The 23,392-nt window shown below is 65.5% G+C and carries 21 protein-coding genes; 8 read left to right on the plus strand and 13 right to left on the minus strand.

The annotated features are described in order from the left end of the window. Nucleotides 1–115 precede the first annotated feature (115 nt). Nucleotides 116–829 carry a thioredoxin family protein gene (locus tag J1C49_RS08175; protein ID WP_227445324.1) on the plus strand — a complete coding sequence of 238 codons (714 nt, stop codon included), beginning with the start codon at nt 116–118 and terminating at the stop codon, nt 827–829. Here J1C49_RS08175 and J1C49_RS08180 read toward each other — a convergent pair. The 6 genes from J1C49_RS08180 to J1C49_RS08205 all read right to left on the minus strand — a co-directional run bounded on the left by J1C49_RS08180 (nt 793) and on the right by J1C49_RS08205 (nt 6,416). After that, nucleotides 793–1,668: a lysophospholipid acyltransferase family protein gene (locus J1C49_RS08180; RefSeq protein WP_227445325.1), complete on the minus strand. Its 876-nt coding sequence runs from the start codon at nt 1,666–1,668 to the stop codon at nt 793–795. The two genes, J1C49_RS08175 and J1C49_RS08180, sit on opposite strands and share 37 nt — an antisense overlap. 218 nt (nt 1,669–1,886) lie before the next feature. Further along, nucleotides 1,887–2,945: a flagellar motor switch protein FliG gene (locus J1C49_RS08185; protein ID WP_227445326.1), complete on the minus strand. Its 1,059-nt coding sequence runs from the start codon at nt 2,943–2,945 to the stop codon at nt 1,887–1,889. Between the two features lie 103 nt (nt 2,946–3,048). Continuing rightward, the gene (locus J1C49_RS08190; RefSeq protein ID WP_227445327.1) at nt 3,049–3,567 is read right to left on the minus strand and encodes a tetratricopeptide repeat protein; all 519 of its coding nucleotides are present in this window, start codon (nt 3,565–3,567) and stop codon (nt 3,049–3,051) included. A gap of 92 nt (nt 3,568–3,659) precedes the next feature. Further along, nucleotides 3,660–3,815, minus strand: a complete 156-nt coding sequence (locus J1C49_RS08195; RefSeq protein ID WP_227445328.1) for an adenylosuccinate lyase — start codon at nt 3,813–3,815, stop codon at nt 3,660–3,662. Nucleotides 3,816–4,338: 523 nt separating this feature from the next. After that, on the minus strand, nt 4,339–5,643 hold the full coding sequence (gene purB, locus J1C49_RS08200) for an adenylosuccinate lyase (RefSeq protein WP_227445329.1): 1,305 nt from the start codon (nt 5,641–5,643) through the stop codon (nt 4,339–4,341). Nucleotides 5,644–6,086: 443 nt separating this feature from the next. After that, the gene (locus J1C49_RS08205; RefSeq protein WP_227445330.1) at nt 6,087–6,416 is read right to left on the minus strand and encodes a hypothetical protein; all 330 of its coding nucleotides are present in this window, start codon (nt 6,414–6,416) and stop codon (nt 6,087–6,089) included. 76 nt (nt 6,417–6,492) lie between these two features. On the opposite strand from J1C49_RS08205, the gene J1C49_RS08210 reads away from it, so the two are divergent. Together J1C49_RS08210 and J1C49_RS08215 are read left to right on the plus strand one after the other, a co-directional pair. After that, nucleotides 6,493–6,906, plus strand: a complete 414-nt coding sequence (locus tag J1C49_RS08210) for a DUF6314 family protein (RefSeq protein ID WP_227445331.1) — start codon at nt 6,493–6,495, stop codon at nt 6,904–6,906. A 143-nt stretch (nt 6,907–7,049) separates the two neighbouring features. Next, nucleotides 7,050–8,348: a DUF3422 family protein gene (locus J1C49_RS08215; protein ID WP_227445332.1), complete on the plus strand. Its 1,299-nt coding sequence runs from the start codon at nt 7,050–7,052 to the stop codon at nt 8,346–8,348. A 597-nt stretch (nt 8,349–8,945) separates the two neighbouring features. Here the strand turns inward: J1C49_RS08215 and J1C49_RS08220 are convergent. The 5 genes from J1C49_RS08220 to J1C49_RS08240 all read right to left on the minus strand — a co-directional run bounded on the left by J1C49_RS08220 (nt 8,946) and on the right by J1C49_RS08240 (nt 14,565). Continuing rightward, on the minus strand, nt 8,946–9,998 hold the full coding sequence (locus J1C49_RS08220; RefSeq protein WP_227445333.1) for a YeeE/YedE family protein: 1,053 nt from the start codon (nt 9,996–9,998) through the stop codon (nt 8,946–8,948). Between the two features lie 422 nt (nt 9,999–10,420). After that, nucleotides 10,421–11,404: an ABC transporter permease gene (locus J1C49_RS08225; protein WP_227445334.1), complete on the minus strand. Its 984-nt coding sequence runs from the start codon at nt 11,402–11,404 to the stop codon at nt 10,421–10,423. Then, complete coding sequence (locus J1C49_RS08230; RefSeq protein WP_227445335.1) at nt 11,397–11,555, minus strand: hypothetical protein; 159 nt, start codon at nt 11,553–11,555, stop codon at nt 11,397–11,399. Before J1C49_RS08230 ends, J1C49_RS08225 begins: the two co-directional genes overlap by 8 nt. Beyond that, complete coding sequence (locus J1C49_RS08235) at nt 11,548–12,585, minus strand: ABC transporter permease (RefSeq protein ID WP_227445349.1); 1,038 nt, start codon at nt 12,583–12,585, stop codon at nt 11,548–11,550. The genes J1C49_RS08230 and J1C49_RS08235 overlap by 8 nt, the downstream gene beginning before the upstream one ends. A 279-nt stretch (nt 12,586–12,864) precedes the next feature. Further along, nucleotides 12,865–14,565, minus strand: a complete 1,701-nt coding sequence (locus J1C49_RS08240; protein WP_227445336.1) for a peptide ABC transporter substrate-binding protein — start codon at nt 14,563–14,565, stop codon at nt 12,865–12,867. Between the two features lie 236 nt (nt 14,566–14,801). On the opposite strand from J1C49_RS08240, the gene J1C49_RS08245 reads away from it, so the two are divergent. The 4 genes from J1C49_RS08245 to J1C49_RS08260 all read left to right on the plus strand — a co-directional run bounded on the left by J1C49_RS08245 (nt 14,802) and on the right by J1C49_RS08260 (nt 19,325). After that, the gene (locus J1C49_RS08245; RefSeq protein ID WP_227445337.1) at nt 14,802–16,655 is read left to right on the plus strand and encodes an ABC transporter ATP-binding protein; all 1,854 of its coding nucleotides are present in this window, start codon (nt 14,802–14,804) and stop codon (nt 16,653–16,655) included. A gap of 400 nt (nt 16,656–17,055) precedes the next feature. Beyond that, nucleotides 17,056–17,445 (plus strand): VOC family protein, encoded by a 390-nt coding sequence (locus tag J1C49_RS08250; protein WP_227445338.1) that lies wholly within the window; start codon nt 17,056–17,058, stop codon nt 17,443–17,445. Next, nucleotides 17,438–18,616, plus strand: a complete 1,179-nt coding sequence (argE, locus tag J1C49_RS08255; protein WP_227445339.1) for an acetylornithine deacetylase — start codon at nt 17,438–17,440, stop codon at nt 18,614–18,616. The genes J1C49_RS08250 and argE overlap by 8 nt, the downstream gene beginning before the upstream one ends. A 343-nt stretch (nt 18,617–18,959) precedes the next feature. After that, nucleotides 18,960–19,325 (plus strand): DUF2934 domain-containing protein, encoded by a 366-nt coding sequence (locus J1C49_RS08260; protein WP_227445340.1) that lies wholly within the window; start codon nt 18,960–18,962, stop codon nt 19,323–19,325. 247 nt (nt 19,326–19,572) lie between these two features. Here J1C49_RS08260 and J1C49_RS08265 read toward each other — a convergent pair whose 3' ends face one another. Both J1C49_RS08265 and J1C49_RS08270 read right to left on the minus strand, forming a co-directional pair. Next, complete coding sequence (locus J1C49_RS08265; protein ID WP_227445341.1) at nt 19,573–20,739, minus strand: M20 aminoacylase family protein; 1,167 nt, start codon at nt 20,737–20,739, stop codon at nt 19,573–19,575. Between the two features lie 24 nt (nt 20,740–20,763). Further along, the gene (locus J1C49_RS08270) at nt 20,764–21,936 is read right to left on the minus strand and encodes a M20 aminoacylase family protein (protein WP_227445342.1); all 1,173 of its coding nucleotides are present in this window, start codon (nt 21,934–21,936) and stop codon (nt 20,764–20,766) included. Between the two features lie 544 nt (nt 21,937–22,480). Between J1C49_RS08270 and J1C49_RS08275 the strand changes: the two genes are divergently transcribed. Continuing rightward, nucleotides 22,481–23,278 (plus strand): glycosyl transferase, encoded by a 798-nt coding sequence (locus J1C49_RS08275; RefSeq protein WP_227445343.1) that lies wholly within the window; start codon nt 22,481–22,483, stop codon nt 23,276–23,278. The last annotated feature ends 114 nt before the right edge of the window (nt 23,279–23,392 follow it).

Below are 23,392 nucleotides of genomic sequence, written 5' to 3' on the forward strand. Positions count from 1 at the left end.
CGACACCCGCCCACGGGTGCGGGTCTGTGTAACAGCCTCTCTCGAAACCTTGATTGGTCATTTCAGCCCGCATTCACTAGACCGGTCGCCACGCTGCTGGAGTATAGTGCTGCTTATGTCCCGTTTTCTTGTTGTTGTTCTTGGCCTTCTGACCTTTGCTGCGAGCGCTTTGCCGGGCGCCCGTGCGCAGGCGGAACCCATGCCGGTGGTCGTCGAGTTGTTTACCTCGCAGGGCTGTTCTTCCTGTCCGCCGGCAGATGCGCTGCTCAAGGAACTGGGCGCGCGGGACGACATCATCGCTCTGGCGCTGCATGTGGACTACTGGGACTATATCGGCTGGAAAGATCGCTTTGCCCAACCGGAATTCACCCAACGCCAGAGAGGGTATGCACGCGCTGGCGGATGGGGAGTGATCTACACCCCCCAGATCGTGGTCAACGGGTCCGAAGACGTGGTTGGCTCGCGCCCGGAGCGTGTGCGGGACCTGCTGACACACCATGCCAAGCGGGACGCGCAGGTTACCATCGCGTTGACACGCGGCACCGATGGCGCGCTGCGCATCGAGGCACGCCCCTTGGGTGACGGCGGACCGTGGGACATTCACATCGTGCGCTACACACCTGGAAAGACGGTGAAAATCACCAAAGGTGAGAATCGCGGCCGGACATTCGACTATGGGTTCATCGCGACCGATTGGGATATGGCGGCGCGCTGGTCCGGCAAGGCGCCGTTCATTGGTGATGTGCCCATGGTGTATGACCAGCCGGTTGTCGTGCTGGTCCAAGAGCCCGATTACGGCGAGATCGTGGGCGCGGCGCGCTTGCGCTGACGCCGTTCCTGACGCCCGGGTTTCCACCGCCGGTGGATCCAGAACCACTGACCGGGATCTTCATTGATCCGTGCTTCAAGGCGCCGGGTTGCTTCCGTCATCATGGCGACGGGATCGCCATGTGGGATTGGCCGCTCGAACACGGCGTCAAAGCTGACGCCATCGGCCCTGCGAATGCCGAAAAACGGCACCATCACCGCATTTGTGCGCAGGGCGATGTCGGCCGCCGAAGTCAGGGTTGGCGCGGGCTTGCCCATGAAGTCGATCGGCGTCCCTGCGCTGTCATAGACGTCAAACAGCAAGACGCCCATACCGCCCTCCTTGATATGCCGGATCAACCCCATCGTCCCGCGGCGGCCCTGCTCGAACACCGGATCGCCGAGCGCGTGCATGTTCGCGGCGTAATGGGCGTTGAAATAGGGATTGGACATCGGGCGATACAAGCCACCGATCCGCCAGCCGCGGGCAACAAGCGCCGCGCGCGGGGCTTCGAAATTCCCGTAGTGACCGGTGACAAAAAGCACCGGCCTCCCGGCGGCCCGGGCCTCTTCGATCGCGGCCAGCCCGTCGCCTGTCGGGGTGACATCCTTCATCCGTGCGAGCAGGCCGTTGACGTCGTAATTCTCGATCATCGTGCGCCCGGCATTGTCGGCCACCGCGTCCGCGATCCGGCGGCGCTCCTTGGGGTCGAGATCCGGCGAGACATAAGCGAGATTGGCCATCGCGCGGTCCCGCCAACCCACCAGCGGTGCCACCACGCGGCGCATCAGGCCGCCCATCAAACGGACCCGTGTCCTGTGTGGCAAGGCAAGCGCGCTTGCGATGACAGCCCGGATCACGAGGTCCGCCACTCGATCCCGGAAGGTGCCGACAGGGACGGCGGCTGCGGGTGGTTTGTCTGGGGGCACGGGAGCTGGGGGCACGGGAGGGCGAAGGCTCGTCTTGGGCGGGTCTCGCCCAGACTTAGGCCGCGCTTCGCGATGCCACAAGTCCCGATCGGCCTTTGCGTCGGGCGGCTGGCCGGTGCGTGCGCGCCGGTGCCGGCGCGATCAAGCGGTCAGCCGTCCTCTTCGTCATCGGGTTGGCGCAGTTCGATCTCACCGTTATCGACAAGCGCCCGGATCGCGCTCACCACCTGTGCCATGGCGCGGTCGGCCTTGCGGCCGGACACTTCTCCGAGCTGATCGGCTTCTTCCTTGATCGCGGTGGCGAGACGCTTGGAACTGTTGGACAGGATGAAATCCACGGCGGCGACTTCTTCGTCCGAGGCGGCAGCGGCGACACAGAGCGCTATCACGTCCTGCGGAACGTCCCGCATGATCTTGGGAACATCGACCTCCTTCATGCGCGTAGGAATGTTTGCAAAGGTGAAGATCGCTTTGCGCACGGAGTCCGCGAAATGTGCATCCTGCTCCTCGAGCGAGCCCAGCAATTCGTCGCGCTTGTCGGAGGCAGAGTAGTTCAGGATCGCGCCAAGCCGCTCATTCGGCTTGCTTTTGAAGGCTTTGAGCGGTTCGGCGTCAAGCTGTGCCGCGAGGCTGATCCCGATACGATCCACGGCATCGGGCGTGACCGAGGCGGTCATGGAGACCGCGAAGCTGATCCGGCGCGCGCGGTCTCCGGGCAGGGCCCCGAGCACTTTGGCAGCCTTGGCCACGTCGATCTTGGACATCATCACGGCCGCCACCTCCGTGCTTTCGGACTGCACAAGGTCAACCAGTTTCTCGACCTCGAGCCCGTTGATGCGGACCCATGGATCACCCGTCTGACGCACACCCGCTTCCTTGCGCAGGCGCTGCGCCGTGCGGGTCGAAATCTTGCCATCCAGAGCGGTCAGCGCGTTGGCCATGTTGCCCGGGAAACTCAGCCCCACCCCGTCAAGTTCGTCGGCAAATTCCCGCACCACGGCGTTAAGCGTGTTGCGATCCACGTAGCGCATGTTGCCCAGCAGCAGCGTCAGCTCGGCCTGAAGCTCCTCCTCCAGTGACGCAAGCGGCACGTCCGCGCCTTCGTTGAGCAAAAACTGCACGATGATTGCGGCCTTGGCTTTACGCGACAGACCATCGGGGCCGGAGATCCGGGCCGGGGGCGGAAGCGGCGTCGGGGCAGGCAACATTGTCTGGGTGTCCTCGTTATTGCTCCGTCCGGGCCGCGAGAAGAGGCCCGGATGAATATCTCAACGAGTATCCCGACAAGGTTTCTGCGTGGTTAAGCCCCGCTCAATAAGACGAAGTTTTTCCCGACTGCAGGGCAAGCCGCAGCGAGGCTTCCGCCCAGGTCCCACGGCCGCCGCGCGCGCGGATTTCGGAAAGCTGTGCGCGGGCGGCATCGGTATCGCCGTCCGTGACAAACCCCTGGCCCATGTAGCTGCGCGCAAGAATGTTGTCGGGATTGATCTCCAGAGCCGCGCGATACCATGTCATCGCCGCTTCCATGTCACCACTTTTACGTGCAATAAAACCGTTGTAGGTCAGTGCGTTATCGGCTTCCGGATTGTCGAGCGCCGCGATCACCATCCGAGCCGCGTCAAAGGCATCGGCATAGGCGTATTCGCGCACCGCCTGCATGCGTTCGGCGTCGTCGAGCCGGGCATCCTTGGGAGCCACGCATTGACCCGATTGCGCGTCCTTGACCTTGCCGTTGGTGCAGGCCGGGGAGGCGGGCGGTGTGGTGGTGTCGGAGCCAGCGGCAAGGACACCGGTGGGCAGGGCGATCATGAGAGCGGCGAGAAGGCGCATGGGAAACTCCTGTTTGCGATTGCTGCAAAGGTAGTGCGCATGAAAAAGGCGACCACATCGGGCCGCCTTCACAAAGTCGTATCGGTGCAGGTTTAGCTGCTGACAACCTTGCAGCTGTTGCTCTCTGCGTCATAGACAGAGCCTTCTGCGCAGCTCATCGCCTGCTGGTGCTTGCCCCAGGAACACTCTGCCGTTGCGGCGAGCGAAGAGGCCACGATCAGCGCGGCGCTTGTCAGGATTACTTTCATAACGGATCTTTCCTCCTCACGATTGCACGCATGACGATAGCACGCGATGACCCTGCGTCAAAACGCGATCATTAAAATGATCGATTTTTCGCGCATCTTTTCGGAGCGGCGATGAGAATTGCGCCGTCTGGCGGCGGTCGATCCGGCGGACGCCCTCGTTGGTCGGGTGCGTCATGCGGGCATCGCGGCCCATGCACAACGCATGCACAATCCATGCACATTTCATGCGCATGATCCGTGCGCCCGTGGCGCGACGGGGCCAATCCCAAATCCTGACCGTATTAGGGGTTTGTCATCTTTTGCGGTCAGGGTGAGGCACCGAAGGCGCATGTCAGGGCACCTGCGCGAGTCCGCGCCGCGCGACGACTCCCAAGCGGGCATGCTCCGGATATGGTCATGGATATGAAGGAGGGAGCGCATGCCGTGAGGTTTAAGTTCGATCACCGCAGCGGAGGAGCGGATCACGGCAAGCGGGGAAGACCCGGGGCCGGACCTGGCCCCGGATGGGTTGTCTGCACGCGGATCAGTCTCCGAAGACCCGGGCAAAGATCGTGTCCACATGCTTGGTGTGGTAGCTGATGTCGAACTTCTCGTTGATCTCCTGCTCCGAGAGTGCGGCGCGGACCTCTTCGTCGGCCAGAAGCTCTTCGCGGAAGTCGGTGCGCTGGTCCCAGACCTTGAGCGCGTTGCGCTGCACCAGGCGATAGGCGTCCTCGCGGCTCACGCCGGCTTGGGTCAGTGCGAGAAGAACCCGCTGGGACATCACGAGCCCGGGGAACTTGTTCATGTTGTCGAGCATGTTCTGCGGGTAGACGAGCAGCTTGTCGATCACCCCGGTCAGGCGCGCCAGCGCGAAGTCGAGCGTGATGGTGGCATCCGGTCCGATGTTGCGCTCCACCGAGCTGTGGGAGATGTCGCGCTCGTGCCACAGGGTGACGTTCTCCATGGCGGGCACGACGGTCATGCGCACAAGCCGCGCCAATCCGGTGAGGTTCTCGGTGAGGACCGGGTTCTTCTTGTGCGGCATGGCCGAGGAGCCTTTCTGGCCCATGGAGAAGAATTCCGCGGCCTCAAGCACCTCCGTGCGCTGCATGTGGCGGATTTCGGTGGCGATGTTTTCGACGGAGGAGGCGATCACCCCGAGCGTGGCAAAGAACGCGGCGTGGCGGTCGCGCGGGATGACCTGGGTGCTGATCGGTTCGGGCACAAGCCCGAGCTTGTCGCAGACATGCTCTTCGACCGCGGGGTCGATATTGGCGAATGTGCCGACCGCGCCGGAGATCGCGCCGGTTGCGATCTCGGCCCGCGCATCGCGCATGCGCGACAGGTTGCGATCCATCTCCGCGTAGAAGCGCGCAAAGGTCAGGCCCATGGTGGTGGGTTCGGCGTGAATGCCGTGGCTGCGCCCGATGCGCACCGTGTCCTTGTGCTCGTAGGCGCGGCGCTTGAGCGCGGCGAGCAGCGCTTCGAGATCGGCAATCAGAATGTCGGCCGCGCGGGTCAGTTGCACGTTGAAGCAGGTGTCGAGCACGTCTGAAGAGGTCATGCCTTGATGCACGAACCGGGCTTCCTCGCTGCCGACATGTTCCGCCAGATGGGTCAGAAAGGCGATGACGTCATGCTTGGTCACGGCCTCGATCTCGTCGATGCGGGCCACGTCGAATTCCACGTCCTTGGCTTTCCAGACGGCTTGCGCGTTTTCGCGCGGGATCACGCCCAGATCGGCCATGGCGTCACAGGCATGGGCCTCGATCTCGTACCAGATTCGGAACTTGGTCTTTGGCGACCAGATGGCGACCATGTCAGGGCGGGAATAGCGGGGAATCATCAAGCGAGCCTTTCTGGTATGGGTTGCGGATCGGGGCGCGTCGCGCGCGGTGTAGACCGGGCGCGGTGCACTCACAAGGGCTGCGCCATGAGACCGATTGCCCCCGTTGGGGGACGCGGCGCGCGCCTTCGCCGGGGTGACGCGCTGCGCATGACGGCGCAGGGCAGGGCGATGGTGGCCGGGACCTTGGCGCGAACGCCTGTGCCCCGAACGGGTTTTGATCGCGTTGCGGTCTATGGCTGGGGTCCGGGCCTCCGATTGGTGCCTGCGATTTCGGCGTCGCGGTTCGGCTGCCCGGCTTTGGCTGTCTTGGCGTGCGCGCCGCGGCGTTGGCGGTTCCGGGGGCAGGCGCTTCGGTTTGGCCGCCCCGGATTCGGTGTTCGGGCGCGTGCCGAGGATCGGTCACGCGCCGCCGGCTGCGGGCGGCGCGGCTGTCCCGGCGCTCAGCGCCTGCCTCGGAACCAGCGCACAAGCAGCATCAAGGTCAGCGACAGCCACCCGAACAACGCCGCGCCCAGCACGAACAGCGCCCGCTCCGTCACGGTGTTGGCGACCATGTCCGGCGCGATGCTGCACGCGCTGTGCCCAACAAGGAGGCTGCCGCCGGTGCAATTGACATCCATGGCCACAATCGCGGCCAGGGCGCCGAGCCAGAGCACCGCAAAGACCATCACTCCGGTGCGGTAAAATGGCCAGGAGGTGCGCCGCGCCGCCAATGCGGCCAAGAGCGGCAACGCCACCAGCACCGCAAGGGTAAAGATCGTCTCATACATCCCGCCGCTCCGGCTTTGCCTGCGCCCGGCACCCATGCTAGGCGGGCAGCGGCGCGAATGGCAAGGCGGGCGATGCATGACACGGGTTCTGGAGGATTTTCGTGGGCTCTGGCGCCTTGAGCGCATGATTTCCCACGGCGATGGCACAACCGCGCGCTTTGAAGGCCGCGCGGCATGGGCAGCCGCGGCAGAAGGCGCGCCGACCGATCTCGACTGCGTGGAGACCGGGACGCTCATTCTCAACGGACAGTCTTTTGAGGCCGAGCGGCGCTTTCGCTGGGACGATACGCTGCGTGTCTGGTTCGACGATGGGCGGTTCTTCCACCAGGTGCCGCCCGAGGGCGGCACGGCCGCACATTGGTGCGACCCCGACCAATATGACGCCGCCTATGATTTCAGCGGCTGGCCCGGCTGGTGCTGCACATGGCGGGTCAGGGGGCCGCGCAAGGATTACCGCATGGTATCGCGCTACGAACGGATAAGTGCCTGATTGCGCCCGAGAAATTGCAAAAACGGCGCTCTGTATACAGTTGCATTCGGTTAAGATATTGAAACTGCTGGATTTTTCCGCTTTACTTGCGGCGTGTCAGACGTAGTTTGCACTGTAAGCCAACCCGTGGAAGAAAGATCGCCATGCCGCCCATTCAGGACCACCCGCTGCGCTACCGCCTGGCCAATGAGTTGCACGCCCGTCCGTTTCCTTCGGTCAACGTGCCGTGCCGCGCGATTTACCTTGCGATCAAGCGGGCCAGCGAGGCCGCGTCGCGGGACCGGACGGATGATCTCAGGCACCTGATCGACCTTCTGGACCGCTACGGCACGCAGCACCCGCAGCCGGGTGCGACGCATTTTTCCGGCCAGATCGGGCAGTTTGTGCTCAAATGGGAGCAGCACACCGAATTCGTGACCTATACGGTGTTTTTGCCGGGCTTGGGCGAGCGGCCATTTGATCCGGCGGATTTCGATATCTTTCCTTCCGACTGGCTCAGCGAGGCCCCCGGGGTGCGGATGACATCGGCGCTGATCCGGGTGTGCGAGCGAGAAAGCGACGAGGCGGTGGAGCACCTGATCGACGATTGGTTCGTGTCGGAATCGATCGCTGTGAGCCGCGTTCTGGACGATGATGCGGTGGTGGCGGGTGACTTCCGCATCGATCCGGCCGGGCATCAACGGTTTGGCGTGTTCACCAAGCCGGGGATCGGCAAGCGCCGTGTCGGGCGGATCGTGCAGCGCCTGTGCGAGATCGAGACCTACAAGACCATGTCGATGCTCGGCTTCAGCCGGGTGCGCGAGATCGGGCCGCGGATGTCGGAGATCGACGCGGAGCTGTCGCGCCTCATGGAGGCGATGACCAGCGGTGCCGGACCGGAAGAGGAAACGCTGAAGTCGCTTCTGACGACATCAGCGGAACTGGAGAGCCTGTCGGCCCAGACCTCGTTCCGCCTTGGCGCAACCGGGGCCTATGAGGCGATCGTGGCGCAGAGGATTCAGGTGCTGCGGGAGGAGCGCTTTCAGGGTCGGCAGAATTTCGCGGAATTCATGATGCGCCGGTATGATCCGGCGATGCGCACGGTGAAGGCGACGGAGCGGCGCTTGGGCACGATGGCGGACAGGGCGATGCGGGCGGGCGATCTCTTGCGCACGCGGGTCGAGGTGCAACGGTCGGCACAGAACCAGCAATTGCTTGAAAGCATGAACCAGCGTGCGGATATGCAGCTGCGCCTGCAACGCACGGTCGAGGGGTTGTCGGTTGTGGCGATCAGCTACTACGCCGTGTCGCTCGCGGGCTACGTGCTTTACCCGATTGCCGATGCGATCGGGCTTTCGAAGGAAATGATGACGGCGCTTGTGGCGTTGCCGGTGGTGGGCGTGGTCTGGTTGATGATCCGCCGGATCCGCCACGCGGTGGAGCGCAGCGGCCCGGATATGTAGCTGCGTTGGTCCTGTGCGGGGTGCCGACCGGCAGCACAGGGAGTCTGCGCGACCGGCTGCTGAGCCTATCCTATGGCCGGGACGGTGCCCGAGATCGTGCCCAATACGGGGAAGGTCTTCCCAAAGCCGAGGCTGTGGCGGAGAGCGTGAGGCGTCTCCCCCGGAGCTGGGCTGCGCCGGAGCGGTCCCGAAAAGCCCGGCGGGTCCCCCGGACCGTGTCAGAGCGAGAGACCACACACCAATCGTCTTGAGGAGAGCAGTCAAGGGGACCCCGGGACGGGATGTTCCGCTTGGTTCGAGGCGGTTGGCGTGGGTCTTTCTCGTCGTCCCGTCCCGTCCCGTCCAGTCCCGTCTCGTCTCGTCCCGTGCCGAACCCGCGGGTGCGGTCTCTTGGCCATCGCTGGCGCCCGCTGCGATCCGTGTCTCCAACCGGTGGGCTATCCCGCCGGTCGCGGGCCAGCCTCTGTGGCGGGCAGAGCGCAGCCCAAGTGTCTGGCAGTGACCGGCCGAGATCGGGGAAACAGACCATGCCGCCTCCGGATTGGCGGAAGCGGCATGACGGGGTTTCGCGGCAATACGCTCAGAGCGGCATCGGCGTTATTCGGCGGGGTGCGCAACGACGCGTCCGGGGGCGCGGGTCAGGAGCGCCTGTGTTGTGAGCGCCCCGGCTGCGATGGCGCCGATCGCCAGAAGCGCCGCGAAGGACAGGGTCGGCACCCCGGCCAGACCGGCCCCCACGGTGCAGCCGCCGGCCAGCACGCCGCCGACGCCCATGAGCGCCGCCCCGGCCAGATACCGCACGGTTTCGCGCGGGCCGGAAAAGCTCACCGGCGCAAAGCGGCGCGCCGCCAAAGAGGAGAGCAGCGCGCCCCCGATCACACCGCCAACAAGGCCAACACCAAAATTCGCCGGGATTGCCGAGGACGCGATGGTCCAGAACAGGGTGTCGGCATAGGGGGCGGTGAAGCTGAGGCTTTCCAGCGCGATGGGGTCGAAGTCGTCATAGAGAACGAACCCCGTGCCCGCCCAGCCCAGCGGCACAAGCGCACCGAGCAGCGCCGCAAGCACCAATGTGCCGATCCGGTTGCCGGAGCGCAGGGCAAAGGCCAAGGCGCCGAGCGCGATCAGCCCGGTCCACACAAGGGCGCCACCGGGCAGTGCGGCGAGCGAGGTCAGCCCGCCGAGATCGACGGTCACGGCGCCCACGGCCGTGCGCAGCGGCGCCAGAACACCCTTGAGCGTGGCATGCGCCACGACGGCAAACACCACGAGGACCGTGAGGGCGCGCAGGTTGCCGGAGCCGAGCAGCACCGTAAGACGCGACACGCAGCCGCGCGTGAGCACCATGCCCGCGCCGAACATCAGGCCACCGGCGAGGATGGCGAGCACAGGCAGATCGTTGACCATGAAGCGGTGATCGGCGAAGTCGATCCAGCCGAGCCAGACCACGGCCTGCGTGCCAAGCAGCGCCACCGCCAATGCGGTGAGCCAGACGCCCATGGCGCGCCGCCTGTCGTCGCCCACAAGCCCGCGGCGGAAGCAGAATTTCGTTTGTTCGGCAAGCACGCCAAAGGCGACACCAAGCACGGCGCCGAAACCGACGGCAGCCTGTGGCGCGGTCAGGGTTTCAAATCCCAGGGTCTCGAACATTGCTGGATCTCCTGCCAGAAGGGAACAGCGTTCCAGATGAGGCGCGGTAACCGGTTCGTCAACGCCCGTGAGGCGCGTTGAGGCCGGTCATGCAGGAACGATGTTCTGTCATGGGCCGCGTGCGGGGATCATGGTCCCGCTCTGTCGGGCAGGGGCGAACGGCCGTGCCGTTGCGGAAAGCGGCGCATGCCACGCGTTCTTTTTTGGCCGCGTCAGGCGGGACCCGGCCACGCGACCCAAGGGTTTTGCCGGGGCGTTTTGAGCACGGGCCGCATTGCGATAGGCGTGGGCCGGACTGCGTTAGGCATGGGTCGGACTGCGATGAGCCTAGGCCGGGCTGCGATAGGCACGCGGCGAATTGCGATAGGCGCGGGCCTGATCCCGGCCTGCGGCAAACGCGCAGGCCGGGGAAGGATGCGGTCTCAGCGGCCGCGAATGCGCGGGTCGAGCGCGTCGCGCAGACCGTCGCCGAGATAGTTGACCGACAACACGGTGAGCGAGATGGCGATCCCGGGCAGCAGCACGCGTTCAGGGAATTGCTCCATCCGCTGCACCGCGTCGGCGAGCATCTTGCCCCATGTGGGGAAGTCCGAGGGGAAACCGACCCCGAGGAAGGACAGGGCCGATTCGGTGATGATGGCCGTGGCAAGGCCAAGCGCGGCGGAAACCATGATGGGCGACAGCACGTTGGGTAGAAGATGCCGCCCGATGATGCGGAACGGGGTTGTCCCGATGGAGCGCGCGGCGAGCACGAATTCCCGTTCCTTGATCGCCAGTATATCGCCCCGCACGATCCGCGCCGTGGGCATCCAGGAGGTGATGGCGATCACCGTGACGATCAGGATGAACATGCCGCCTTCCGGTCCGAAACTCGCACGCAACGGTTGGCGGAAGAGGGTCACCGCCACCAGCAGGAGCGGCAGGATCGGCAGCGACAGGAACAGGTCCGTCAGCCGCATCAGAGGCCCGTCCAGCTTGCGGAAATAGCCCGCAAGCACACCGATCAGCGTGCCGATCACGAGGCTCAGGATCATCGCGGCCCAGCCAACGGCCATGGAGGCGCGGCCCCCGGCGATCATCTGGGCGAGGTTGTCGCGCCCGAGTTGGTCGGACCCAAGCGGCTTGTTCCAGCCGACCTTGGCGTCGCTGTCCCACAGGGCGGTATAGATCGGACGCATGTCCTTGTTGCGGATGTCCAGCGCCTGCGGATCGACGGTGTAGATATAGGGGCCGATCAGCACGGCGAGCGTGATGAACAGCAGGAAGCCGCCGCCGAACATGGCGCCCTTGTGCTTGCGGAACTGGTCCCAGACGTCGCGCCATTGGCTGCGCGGCGGCTTGGTGGGCTCCTTGTCCTTGAGCGCTTCGATGGCGGCGATCGGCGTGGCGGGAACGGGCTCAGTCATGGCGCAGGCTCCGGAGCGGCGTGGCGGCGAGGGCCGAGAGGCCCGAGGGCAGGGCGGCGGCGCCGGTCAGGCCGGGCGCGGCCTGGACAGGGCCGGGCGCCGCGATGGGCATCAGGGCCGGGGCGGCGGGCAGGGAGCGGCGCTCAGTCATAACGGATCCTCGGGTCCAGCACGCCGTAGAGGATGTCGGCGATCAGGTTGAACATCACGATCAGCACCGCGAAGATGAAGGTCAGGGTCATCACCATCGGCAGGTCGTTGGCAAACAGCGCCGTGATCAGGAGCTGTCCGATGCCGTTCACCTTGAAGACGTTCTCGGTGATGATCGCGCCACCGAAGATCGACGGGATGCCAAGCGCGATCACGGTCACGACCGGGATCATCGAGTTGCGCAGCACGTGGACCCAGACCACGACATTCTCCGACAGCCCCTTGGCGCGCGCGGTGCGCACGTAATCCTGATTGAGATTGTCGAGCATGGAGGCGCGCATGTACCGGCTGAGCTGGGCGGTGATCTGGAAGGCAAGGACCATGACGGGCATGATCATCTGTTGCAGTTGCAGTTTGAAATTGGCCCAGCTGTCGACAACGAGCGTGGTGTCGTAGATCGACGGAAACCATCCGAGCGAGACCGAGAAGATCACGATCAGCAGCGGGCCGGTGAAGAAGGGCGGCACGGAAAAGCCGATCATCGTCACGAAGGTTCCGGCCTGATCGAAGGTCGAATACTGCTTGTAGGCGGAGTAGATGCCGATCGGCAGGGCGACGATGATGGCCACGATATAGGCGATTCCCACGACCCAGAGTGTTTGGGGGATGCGCTGGATGATGATGTCCATCACCGGCGAGCGGGTCTGCCAGGAGATCACGCGCAGCTCGCCATTATAGAGCTTGGTGTCGGGCAGCCAGCCGAACAGGAATGTGTCGCGGGTCAGCCAGTCGATGAAGACCTTGGGTTCGATCCAGCCGACCTGCACCAGCCATTTCCAATATTGCACCAGCGCCGGTTCCCCCACGCCGAGCGCCTCGCGCATCTTTTCCTTCACCTCGGGGGGCACGGTCAGGGGCACCTGCGCCATGGGATCGCCGGGGGCGAGCTGGAGCAGCATGAAGACGATGAAACTGATGAACAGAAGCGTCGGGATCGAGAGGATCAACCGTCTGATGGCATAGGTAAGCATGGCGCCTCGGGTCAGAAGTTTCGGGGGCACGGTGTTGGGCCGTGCGGGGCAGTGCAGACGCAGGATCTGCGCGGCGTTCAGGGGCGGCTTCCACGGGTCCGGGGCGGTGGCACGCTGGCCTGCGTCCCGTCTGTGCACTTGCACGGAATGACCGCGTTACGTCGAACGTGGTGGCGGGCTCGTGGCATGGCCCGGGCCGGGCCGTGACCGCCCATTGCGGTGACGGGGAGGGGCGCGACGCCGGCCGCGCCCCCGTTTGGTCCTGTCACGCGGGACGGATCACATGTCGATGCGATACCAGTCCGCCACGTTCCAGAGCTCGCTGTCCCAGACGTTCAGGACAACGCCGCCGAGGCTGTTGGCGTGGGCGGAGAGACGACCCCGGTGCACCAGCGGGATCATGCCGCCATTGTCGGTGATCATGGCGCTGAGCTCACGGCCGATGCGCTGGCGCTCTGCCATGTCGGCGGTCTGCGACAGCTCGGCGTGCAGCGCGTCGAACTCTTCCATGCAGAAGCGCGAGATGTTCTCACCCTGCCACTGCGTCTCCGGGCGCGGGGCCTTGTCGCACAGACCGTTGCCGAGATAGGCCTGCGGGTCGGTGCCGTTGAAGGTGTTGGCATACATCTCCACGTCCGCATAGAACTTCTGGAACGTGTCGGGCGACCCTGCATCGCCGCCGAAGAACACCGACGCGTCGATGTTGCGCAGCTCGACTTCCATGCCGATCTGTTCCCACCAGTCCTTGATCAGCGCCTGGAAATCCTGACGCACGGCGTTGGTGGACGTCTGGTAGACGATGCTCAGCGGCACGCCGTTGTGCTCGCGCACGCCGTCGCCGTCGCTGTCCACGATGCCCGCTTCGTCGAGCATGGCTTTCGCGCCTTCGAGATCCTGCACTTCACAGCCTTCGAAGGTCGAGGCGAAGGCCTCGGGTGCCGGAACCCAGGAACAGCCGACCTTGCCGGCCTGACCGTAGCCGATCTCGACCAGCAGCGGGCGGTCGATCGCCATGGACATCGCCTTGTAGACCGCAGGCTCGCCGAGGAACGGGTGCGGACGGATCACGGAGCGCTCGTCCGGGCCGAGATTCGGATCGGGGTTGGTGTTGTTGAGCATGATGCGCTCAAGCAGCGGGCCGAAGCCGGCGATCGGCTTGCCCTTGCCGCCTTCTTCCATCTTGGCGATCACGTCGGGCGCGAGCTGCAGGTTCCACGCGTAGTCGAACTCGCCGGTTTCCATCACGGCGGTGCCGGATGCCTGCGCGGAGCCGCCGCCCTTGAAGGTCACGGTGGCGAAGGCGGGCTTGGCCGGATCGCGGTAATTCTCGTTGGCGGCCATCGTGATCACGTCGTTCGGCTTGAACTCGGTGACAACGAAGGGGCCGGTGCCGATCGGGTTGAAGTTCTGCTCGGTGCAGGTGGAGGCTGCCGCGCCAAGGCAATCGGCAAACTGCGCCGCCTGGAGGATCGGGCTCTCACCGCCCACGAACGGGCCATAGGGGTTCGGGGTCGGGCCTTCGAAGGTCACAACCACGGTCAGGTCGTCCGGGGTCTCGACGGAGGAGACGCCCTCGAACTTGGTCAGCTGCGCGCAGCCGCCTTCGGGGTGGGTGCAATATTCGTAGGTGAATTTCACGTCGGCAGAGGTAAAGGGCGTGCCGTCGGACCATGTCAGGCCTTCGGTGATCTTCCACGTGATCTGGGTCAGGTCCTCGCTGACACCGCCATTGGCCACGGTCGGCACTTCGTCAACCAGCCACGGAACCAGCTCGCCCATCTCGTTGTAGCGCGCCAGCGGCTCGATGATCATCGAGGCGCTCTCGACGTCCTTGGTGCCACCCGACAGGAACGGGTTCAGGATCGACGGCGCCTGCCAGTAGATGATCTTCACTTCGCCATCCGAACCGCGCTCGGCAAAGGCCGCCGGTGCGATGGCAAAGGCGGCCGCTGCCCCCAGCATCAGGGTTTTGAGTTTCATGTCTCTCTCCATGTTGGACGGGGTTCGGTTGCTCCGGTCCCGTTCTTGGCTATTGGCGAACCCGGCCCACGGATCTGTTCCGTTTTCGAGAGGGGCCTTCCGCACTAAGGGTATCGAACCCCATAAGCTGCCCAAAATGCAAGCGTTCCCGCGGATAAATCGTCCACGTTGTTTGACTTTGCACAATTGCTGTCGTTAGCGTTCGCATGTCACCCCCATTCGAGGAGCCTTTGCCCATGCTCGACGACGCCAACCCCGCCGCCGCACCGGCCAAGGGCCTTCCCGTTGCCCAGATCGACAACCTGCGTGTGGAGTTTCAGACCAAGGACGGCACCGTCGTCGGGGTCGAGGATGTCAGCTTTGACATCAAATCGGGCGAAACCGTCTGTATCGTTGGCGAATCCGGGTCCGGAAAATCGGTCTCCTCGCTCTCGCTGATGCGGCTGATCGAATATGGCGGAGGTGAAATCGCCAAGGGTCAGCTGATGTTCTCGCGCAAGGACAGCGATGCCATGGACCTTGCCAAGGTGGGTCAGGGCATGATGCGCCAGATCCGCGGCAACGAGATCGGCATGATCTTTCAGGAGCCGATGACGGCGCTCAACCCGGTCTTTACCGTGGGGCGCCAGCTCACCGAGGGGCTGCGCGTGCATCGCGGCATGAGTAAAAAACAGGCAGAGGCCCGGGCGCTTGAACTGTTGCGCGAGGTGCGAATCCCGGAGCCGGAGCGGCGGCTGGTGCAATATCCGCACGAGCTGTCGGGCGGGATGCGTCAGCGGGTGGTGATCGCCATGGCGATGGCGTGCAAGCCGCGGCTGTTGATCGCGGATGAGCCGACCACGGCGCTTGACGTGACCATCCAGGCCGAGATCCTCGCGTTGATGGACCGGCTCAAGCGCGATACCGGCACCGCTGTCATGTTCATCACCCATGACATGGCCGTTGTCGCGCAGATGGCGGACCGAGTGGTGGTCATGTTCCGCGGCAACAAGGTCGAGGAAGGCCCGGTGGAGCAGATCTTCGAGGCGCCGCAGCACCCCTATACCAAGGCGCTTCTGGCCGCGGTGCCGAAGCTTGGCGAGATGACCGGCAAGGATTACCCGGAGCCGATGAAGCTTCTGGGGCAGGAAGATCAGCCCATCGTGCCGATCAAGGGCTCTGACGAGGTGTTGCTGACGGTGGAGGGGCTGACGACGCGGTTTCCGGTCAAGGGCGGGTTCTTTCGGCGCACCGTGGCCAATGTGCACGCGGTCGAGGATGTGTCCTTCAAGATCAACAAGGGCCAGACGCTGAGCCTCGTGGGCGAATCGGGATGCGGCAAATCCTCTGCGGGGCGGTCGATCTTGCGGCTGGTGGAGCCGACCTCGGGCAAGATCGACATCGGTGGCATGGATATCATGGCGCTGGACCAGAAGGGGCTGCGCGAGGCGCGGCGCGAGATGCAGATGATCTTTCAGGATCCCTTTGCCTCGCTCAACCCGCAGATCCAGCTGGCCGACCAGGTCGCGGAACCGATCCACAATTACGGCACGCACAAGGGCTCGGCGGTGATGGACGTGGTCGGCAACCTGTTTGACCGGGTGGAACTGCCGCGCAGCTTCATGCGGCGCTTTCCGCACGAGCTGTCCGGCGGGCAGCGGCAACGGATCGCCATTGCACGCGCGCTGGCCCTGAATCCCAAGCTGATCGTGGCCGACGAGGCAGTGTCGGCACTCGACGTGTCGGTGCAGGCGCAGGTGCTGAACCTGATGATGGAGCTGCAGAGCGAGCTGGAGCTGAGCTATCTCTTCATCAGCCATGACATGGCCGTGGTGGAGCGCGTCAGCCATCGGGTCGGCGTGATGTATCTTGGCCGAATCGTGGAGATCGGGCCGCGCCGTGCCGTGTTCGAAAACCCGCAGCACCCCTATACGCGCGCGCTCATGAAGGCGGTGCCGATTGCCGATCCGCGCAAGCGCAAGGCGGAAAAGGATCTCAATTTCAAGCCGATCCCGTCGCCGATCCACGGGCTGGACTACGATCCCGGCCCCTCGGTCTACCAGGAGGTGGAGCCGGAGCATTTCGTGCTGACCTCGGAGAGCGGATACTGAGCGATGGCGCGGTCGTGGAACGATTGTGTCCGTGGAGCAGGCGCGCCGGGATCGGCGGGGCGCGGTCCCGCGGGGGTGCGATTGCCGGGTCCCGTGTCGCGGGCTTCCATGTCGGTGGTCTCCATGTCGGTGGTCTCCAAATCGGCGGTGTTCGTGTCGGCGGCGTCCGTGTCGCCCGCGTCCATGCCGCCTGTATCCGCGCCGCCTTTCTCCGTGTCGGCGGGCGGTGGCAGCGGTGATGCGCAATGGTCCGGCGCTGCGTGCTGGGGGCGGTTTGAGCGCACCAACGGAGGGGCGCGCGAAGCGGCGCCGGGGGAGGGGGGCTGTCTGCCCCCCGCTTGCCGGTGGCAAGCCCCCCCGAGGATATTTCCGGCCCAAAGAAAACCGGGGGTGCGGCGCGATGTCTGATGCGCCGCGCCTGACGCAGATCACGCCCTTTGTGCCGTGCAGCGATCTGGCGCGGCAGATCGGGTTTTACCGCGATGTGCTGGGGTTCACGGTCGGGTTCGAGGCGGAGGGCTACGCGTTCCTGCGCCGCGATGCGGTTGCGGTGCGGTTGGTGCAGGTGGATGACAGCGTCGATCTGGGCCATCCCGAGCGGCAGGGCGCCTTCTATATCGACGTGGTGGAGATCGACAGGCTCTATGCCGGGATGGAGTCCCGGCTCGCAGGGCTTGCGCCGGGCCGTGTCAGGGCGCCGTTCGACCAACCCTATGGGCAGCGGGAGTTTCATGTGAAGGACGAGGATGCGACGCTGATTTTCTTTGGAGAGGCGCTGCGCGATGGGTGACGCGGTCGCGGCGGCCGAGCGGTTGTCGCCACGTGCGATTCTGGATCGGCTGGTGGGCTTTCCGACCGTGAGCCGGGACAGCAACCTGCCGTTGATCGACTGGGTGGAGGGCTATCTGGGTCGTCACGGGATCGCCTGTCATCGGCAGTGGAACGCAACCGGAGACAAGGCCGGGCTTTTTGCGCATGTCGGCCCCGCCGTGGCAGGCGGCGTTGTCCTGTCGGGTCACACGGATGTGGTGCCGGTGGAGGGCCAGCCCTGGAGCACGGATCCCTTTGTGGTGACCGAGCGCGACGGGCGGCTTTACGGTCGTGGCACATCGGACATGAAGGGGTTCGATGCGCTGGCGATCTGGGCCATGGTCGAGGCACGGCATCGCGGGGTGCGGCGGCCGCTGCAGATTGCGCTCAGCTATGACGAGGAGATCGGCTGCACCGGGGCGCCACCGCTGATCGAGGCGATGGCGGTGTTGCCGAAGGCGGCGGATGTGATCGTGGGTGAGCCCACATGGCTCAAGGTGGTGTGCGGTCACAAGGGCAGTTTGAACTATGACGTGCATGTGCATGGGTTCGAGGTGCACAGCGCGATCCTGCATCGGGGGGTCAGCGCGATCATGTGGGGCGCGAAGCTCATTGAATGGGCCAACGAGGTCAACGCGGCGCAGGCGGTGGCCGAGCCGCAGGGCATGGGCGCGTTGTTCGATCCGCCTTACAGCAATGTGCATGTCGGCCAGATCTCCGGTGGCACGGCGCATAACATCACCGCGAAGGCTTGCCGCTTCGGCCTCGGGTTTCGGGTGGTGCCGGGCGAGACGCTGGATCACTGGCGGGACCGCGCGGAGACGGAGGCGGCGCGGCTCACGACGGCAATGCGGGCGATTCGCCCCGAGGCGTGGATCGAGCTGCGCGAGGCCTTTTCCTTGCCGCCTCTTGCGCCGACGCCCGACAACCGCGCCGAGGCGCTGGCGCGGCAGATCACCGGCGACAATTCGGACAATCATGTCAGCTATGGCACCGAGGCGAGCCATTTCCAGAGCGCCGGTTACGATGTGGTGGTTTGCGGGCCGGGCTCGATAGAGGTCGCGCATCAGCCCGACGAATACATCACCGTGGCGCAGTTCGAGGCCGGGCGCGGCTTCATGGAGGACCTGCTCGCGCGGCTTGCAGCCTGAGGCGGTGGCGAGGGCAGGGCCCATGGCGCGGTCGGGGCGGCTGCGAGACGCGCGAGCGCCTTTGCTGCCGGAATGGCGGCGGCTGGAGGGCGACGCAGGACGCCCGGTGCGGGGGGATGATGCTCAGACAGGCGGATGCGCCGCGTGGATGCGGGGCGTTGTGGGGCGCGGCGGTGCCGAGATCCGGTTCGGCGGGGGCCGTCGGCTGAATCCCGCCGAAGCACGCGGCGCGTCTGTGGCCTATCGACAACCCGAGACCGCGGGGCATCAGCACAAAGATTGTGCAGTCGCAGCATTCCCGCTATGGTGTTTGCGCTAACGTAACCCATTCCGAGACGCATCCATGACATCGAACACCAACGCCCCCATCGAGATCGACGACGCACAGATTGCCGAAGCGGCCTTTTATCTCTGGCTTGAAGAGGGTCAGCCGGAGGGTCGTGCGGACGATCACTGGCATCGCGCGACCGCGCTTCTGAGCAAGCCTGCGACGCCCAAGAAGCGCGCGGCACGCAAGGCGCCGGCCAAGAGCGCGGCGGCGCAGGCCGCCACCACCGCCGCCCCCAAGGAGAAAGCGGCCAAGCCCGCCGCCAAGAAAGCCGCGACCAAGACCGCGGCGGCCAAAGCGACCCCATCCAAGGCCGCAGCCGCAAAGAAGCCGGCAGCGAAGCCGCGCACCCGCAAAGCGGCGGCCAAGACGGCCGAATAAGTGCAGACAGAGGCAGCGCGCAGGGCATCGACCCCCTGCCTGACAGGCAAAAGGCGGCCCCCGTGGCCGCCTTTTTCGGTTTTGGCCGTGCTTGGCTTTTCCCCTGCGCGCCGCCGCATTGGGGCGGAGCCCGCCCGCTCCGGCCATGGCCGGAGCGGCGTTAGGTTGGGCGCGCCCGCCAGCGCAAAACGGTCGTCTCGATCTGCGTCGCCTCGACCCGCGTCGCCCCGACCCGCTTGGCGAAGGATCAGAGGGACGCGGGCATCCGCCGTTCGACCACCTCGGCCCACCAGGAACAGCCCGCAGGGATCGCTTCGTCGTCGAAATTGTATTTCGGGTGGTGCACCTTCGCAGTGTCGCCATTGCCGACGAGAATATACGCGCCGGGACGCTCCTCCAGGAGGTAGGCGAAATCCTCGCCGCCCATGGTGATCGGCTCTTCGGCGCAATCGCCGGAGACCGCGCGGGCCACCTCTCGGGCGAATTCGGTCTGTTCGGGATGGTTGACCATGACCGGGTAGCCCTTGTGCCAGATCACCTCCGCCGTGCCGCCGAAGCCGGCGCAGATCTGTTCGGACAGCGCGCGCAGGCGCTCTTCTGCCATGATGCGCGACTCGGTGCTCATGCTGCGCACGGTGCCCTTGATGTGGACAGAGGCGGGGATCACGTTGAAGGCCTTGGAGGAGGTTTCGAACGAGGTGACGGAGACCACGAGCGGATCGCCGGGGGTGGCGTTGCGCGCGGCAATCGTTTGCAGCGATGTCACCAGCGTGGCGGCCATCACCGTGGTGTCGACGGTCTCGTTGGGTTTGGCCGCGTGGCCGCCCCGCCCGTGCAGGATGATCTCGAACTGGTCTGTCGCGGCAAAGAAGGCACCTTCCTTGATGGCGAACTGGCCGGTGGGCAGGCCGGGCCAGTTGTGCATGCCGTAGACTTCCTGAATGCCGAAGTGCTCCATCAGACCGTCTTCGCACATCTCGCGCCCGCCGCCGCCGCCTTCTTCGGCGGGTTGGAAGATCACCACGACGGTGCCGTCGAAATTGCGGGTCTCGGACAGGTATTTGGCCGCGCCCAGAAGCATGGCGGTGTGGCCGTCATGGCCGCAGGCATGCATCGCGCCGGGGGTCTTGGAGGCATAGGCGACGCCGGTTTCCTCGTGGATCGGCAGGGCGTCCATGTCGGCGCGCAGGCCGATCACCTTGCCGGACCCGGTGCTGCGCCCCTTGATCACGCCCACGACGCCGGTGCGCCCGATCCCTTCGACGATCTCGTCGCAGCCGAAGGCGCGGAGCTTTTCGGCCACAAGAGCGGACGTCCTGTGGGTGTCGAACAGGATTTCCGGATGGGCATGGATGTCGCGGCGCCATGCGGCGATCTCGGGCTGCAGCTCGGCGAAGCGGTTCTTGACGGGCATTTGGGTCTCCTTTCGGGCGCGCTGTCAGGAGGCGGCAAGCCGGGATTCCGCCAGATCGGCGAACCAGCTGCTGCCCACGGGCAGGATCGCGTCGTTGAAATCATAGGCCGGGTGGTGGAGCCCGGCGCTGTCTCCATTGCCGATCAAGATAAACGCTCCGGGCCGGACAGCAAGCATGTCGGCGAAATCCTCGCCGCCCATTGTGGGGTCTGCCTGTGTATCGACCGCATCCGCGCCGGCGACACGGGCCGCGGCCTCGGCGGCGATGCGGGTCTGATCGGGCTGATTCACGGTGGGCGGCACGACATAGCTGTAGTCGAGCGTCGCGCTGCAGCCATAGGCCTGTGCCGTGCCGGTGGCGATGGTTTCCATGCGGTCCTTGATCCAGCCTTTCAGCGCGGGGTCGAGATAGCGGGTGGTGCCCTTGAGCGTCACCCGGTCGGGGATGACATTATGCGCGTCGCTGTCCGAGCGCAGCCCGCCCACGGTCACGACGACGGCGGTCTTGGGGTCGGTGTTGCGCGACGCGATGGTCTGAAGCGCGGTCAGCAGCGCGGCGGCGGCGACGGTGGGGTCGGCGGTCTGTTCGGGCAACGCGCCATGTCCGCCGCGCCCCGCGACGGTGATGTCGAAGAAATCCGCCGCCGCAAGCAGCGGGCCCGGACGCAGGGCAAAGGCGCCGGTGGGGATGCCGGGCATGTTGTGCATGCCGTAGACCTCGTCAATGCCGAACCGCTCCATCACACCGGCCTCAACCATGGCCAGCGCGCCGCCGCCGCCCTCTTCGGCCGGTTGGAACAGAAGCACCACCGTGCCGTCGAAATTGCGCGTCTCCGCGAGATACCGCGCGGCTCCGAGCAGCATCGTCGTATGCCCGTCATGGCCGCAGGCATGCATGATGCCGGGGGTCTGGGAGGCATGCTCTGCGCTGGATTGCTCATGGATCGGAAGCGCGTCCATATCGGCGCGAAAGCCCAGCGTGCGGCCCGAGGCGGTGCTTTTTCCGTGGATCACGCCCACAACGCCGGTCTGTGCGATGCCGGTTTCCACCACGTCGCAGCCAAAGCTGCGCAGCTTGTCGGCCACCAGCGCGGCGGTGCGGGTTTCGGCGAAGCGCAGTTCCGGATGTGCATGGATGTCGCGCCGCCATGCGGTCATGTCGGGGTGAAACTCCGCGATGCGGTTCTTGATGGGCATGGGCGGTTTCCTCGTTGCAGATGCGCATGGTGCCAGCGCGCGCGCGCCGCGGCAAGCGGGTGAGCCCAGGGCCGGGGCGGCGGCAGGGCCGGGACGTTGGCCGGGTCGCCTGTGCCGGGCTTGGGGGCAGATAGTATGTCTGTGTAGGCCCGGCCCGGTACGTTTTGCGGCCGGTGGTGGTTTTGCGAGGCGCGGTGATCGTGGCGCAGCGATCGTGGCGCGGTGATGGTGTGTGGTGCGGCGCGCGGCTTGCATATGTGCTGCGGTGAGGATGGGCGGTGGGCAGGTGGCTTGCATGCAGAGGGCTGGACGGGGGTGTTGGGTCAGGCGGCCCGCGCGTTCGGGCGTTGCTGCGAAAGCGGGTGTGGCGACGGGGCGCCATCCTGCGCGCTGCGGTTGCTGGCGGGGGGTGCGGCCTGCTTGTCGCCGCGGCGGTGGGGAGGATCGGGCCGCCCGCGGGGTCTGGTGAAAGGCCGGGCCAGCCGGTATCACACCGCGCAGGGCCACGCCGGGACGCGTCGGCCAAGCGAAGGAGAGCCGACCCATGAACGCGGTCAACATCATGTGCATCAAATGGGGCACGCTCTTTGGGCCGGACTATGTCAACCGGCTCTATTCCGGCGTGCGGCGCAACATGCGCCGACCGGTTCGGTTTTTCTGCATGACCGAGCACGCAGAGGGGCTGCATCCGGATATCGAGATCCTGGACTTGCCGGTCGAACCTTTCGCCGAGCCGATGGCCCGGGCGCTGGCCGTGGCCAACCGGCAGGGGGCGATGCGCAAGGTGTCGCTTTTTCGGCCCGGACTGGTGCCGGATCTGGACGGGCCGGTTCTGGGCTTTGATCTGGACGTGGTCATCACCGGGGGGCTGGATGACATCCACGATCTTGCCCCCGGCACAGTGGCGATGCGCCATGACTGGACCGAGAAGCGCAAGGGACGTCCGACCGGCCACGGCTCGGTTTTCCGCTTCGACCCGGCGCTTCATGGGTTTCTGTATGAGGGCATTGCCGCTGACCCCTATGCGGAGGTGGAGGCGGCGCGGGGATCAGAGCAGCGCTATACCTCGCACAAGGCCATGGATCGGGGTGTTTTTACTTATATTCCAGAACCTTGGGTTGTTTCCTTCAAGTATGACTGCAACCCGTTTCCCGGCAATTACCTGCGTGCGCCGCGGCTTCCGGCGGACGCGCGCGTGGTGTGCTTTCACGGGCGGCCAAAGATGAGCGAGGCGGTTGCGGGCTATAGCGGCTCCTTGATCCGCCGCTCGAAGCCCTGTGACTGGCTGGAAGAGCATTGGATCACCCGCGCCCGGGACGACCTTGGCGGCGATTGGGCCTGACACAGTGCGTCTGGGGCGGAGCCTGTCCCGGCCTGAACGTGAGCGGCCGCATAAGGGAAACGGCGGGGTGCGTGGTCTGGCGGAGCCTCGCGCGGCGCGGTCGGAATGCGGGGG

This window comes from Cognatishimia sp. F0-27 (assembly GCF_020667845.1).
Classification (GTDB): Bacteria; Pseudomonadota; Alphaproteobacteria; order Rhodobacterales; family Rhodobacteraceae; genus JAFMPQ01.

Excerpts from the sequence above, each read along its gene's own strand:
- J1C49_RS08175 (WP_227445324.1), top strand. The coding sequence starts at position 116 with ATGTCCCGTTTTCTTGTTGTTGTTCTTGGCCTTCTGACCTTTGCTGCG.
- J1C49_RS08185 (WP_227445326.1), bottom strand. The coding sequence starts at position 2,945 with ATGTTGCCTGCCCCGACGCCGCTTCCGCCCCCGGCCCGGATCTCCGGC.
- J1C49_RS08190 (WP_227445327.1), bottom strand. The coding sequence starts at position 3,567 with ATGCGCCTTCTCGCCGCTCTCATGATCGCCCTGCCCACCGGTGTCCTT.
- J1C49_RS08195 (WP_227445328.1), bottom strand. The coding sequence starts at position 3,815 with ATGAAAGTAATCCTGACAAGCGCCGCGCTGATCGTGGCCTCTTCGCTC.
- purB (WP_227445329.1), bottom strand. The coding sequence starts at position 5,643 with ATGATTCCCCGCTATTCCCGCCCTGACATGGTCGCCATCTGGTCGCCA.
- J1C49_RS08205 (WP_227445330.1), bottom strand. The coding sequence starts at position 6,416 with ATGTATGAGACGATCTTTACCCTTGCGGTGCTGGTGGCGTTGCCGCTC.
- J1C49_RS08210 (WP_227445331.1), top strand. The coding sequence starts at position 6,493 with ATGACACGGGTTCTGGAGGATTTTCGTGGGCTCTGGCGCCTTGAGCGC.
- J1C49_RS08215 (WP_227445332.1), top strand. The coding sequence starts at position 7,050 with ATGCCGCCCATTCAGGACCACCCGCTGCGCTACCGCCTGGCCAATGAG.
- J1C49_RS08220 (WP_227445333.1), bottom strand. The coding sequence starts at position 9,998 with ATGTTCGAGACCCTGGGATTTGAAACCCTGACCGCGCCACAGGCTGCC.
- J1C49_RS08225 (WP_227445334.1), bottom strand. The coding sequence starts at position 11,404 with ATGACTGAGCCCGTTCCCGCCACGCCGATCGCCGCCATCGAAGCGCTC.
- J1C49_RS08230 (WP_227445335.1), bottom strand. The coding sequence starts at position 11,555 with ATGACTGAGCGCCGCTCCCTGCCCGCCGCCCCGGCCCTGATGCCCATC.
- J1C49_RS08235 (WP_227445349.1), bottom strand. The coding sequence starts at position 12,585 with ATGCTTACCTATGCCATCAGACGGTTGATCCTCTCGATCCCGACGCTT.
- J1C49_RS08240 (WP_227445336.1), bottom strand. The coding sequence starts at position 14,565 with ATGAAACTCAAAACCCTGATGCTGGGGGCAGCGGCCGCCTTTGCCATC.
- J1C49_RS08245 (WP_227445337.1), top strand. The coding sequence starts at position 14,802 with ATGCTCGACGACGCCAACCCCGCCGCCGCACCGGCCAAGGGCCTTCCC.
- J1C49_RS08250 (WP_227445338.1), top strand. The coding sequence starts at position 17,056 with ATGTCTGATGCGCCGCGCCTGACGCAGATCACGCCCTTTGTGCCGTGC.
- argE (WP_227445339.1), top strand. The coding sequence starts at position 17,438 with ATGGGTGACGCGGTCGCGGCGGCCGAGCGGTTGTCGCCACGTGCGATT.
- J1C49_RS08260 (WP_227445340.1), top strand. The coding sequence starts at position 18,960 with ATGACATCGAACACCAACGCCCCCATCGAGATCGACGACGCACAGATT.
- J1C49_RS08265 (WP_227445341.1), bottom strand. The coding sequence starts at position 20,739 with ATGCCCGTCAAGAACCGCTTCGCCGAGCTGCAGCCCGAGATCGCCGCA.
- J1C49_RS08270 (WP_227445342.1), bottom strand. The coding sequence starts at position 21,936 with ATGCCCATCAAGAACCGCATCGCGGAGTTTCACCCCGACATGACCGCA.
- J1C49_RS08275 (WP_227445343.1), top strand. The coding sequence starts at position 22,481 with ATGAACGCGGTCAACATCATGTGCATCAAATGGGGCACGCTCTTTGGG.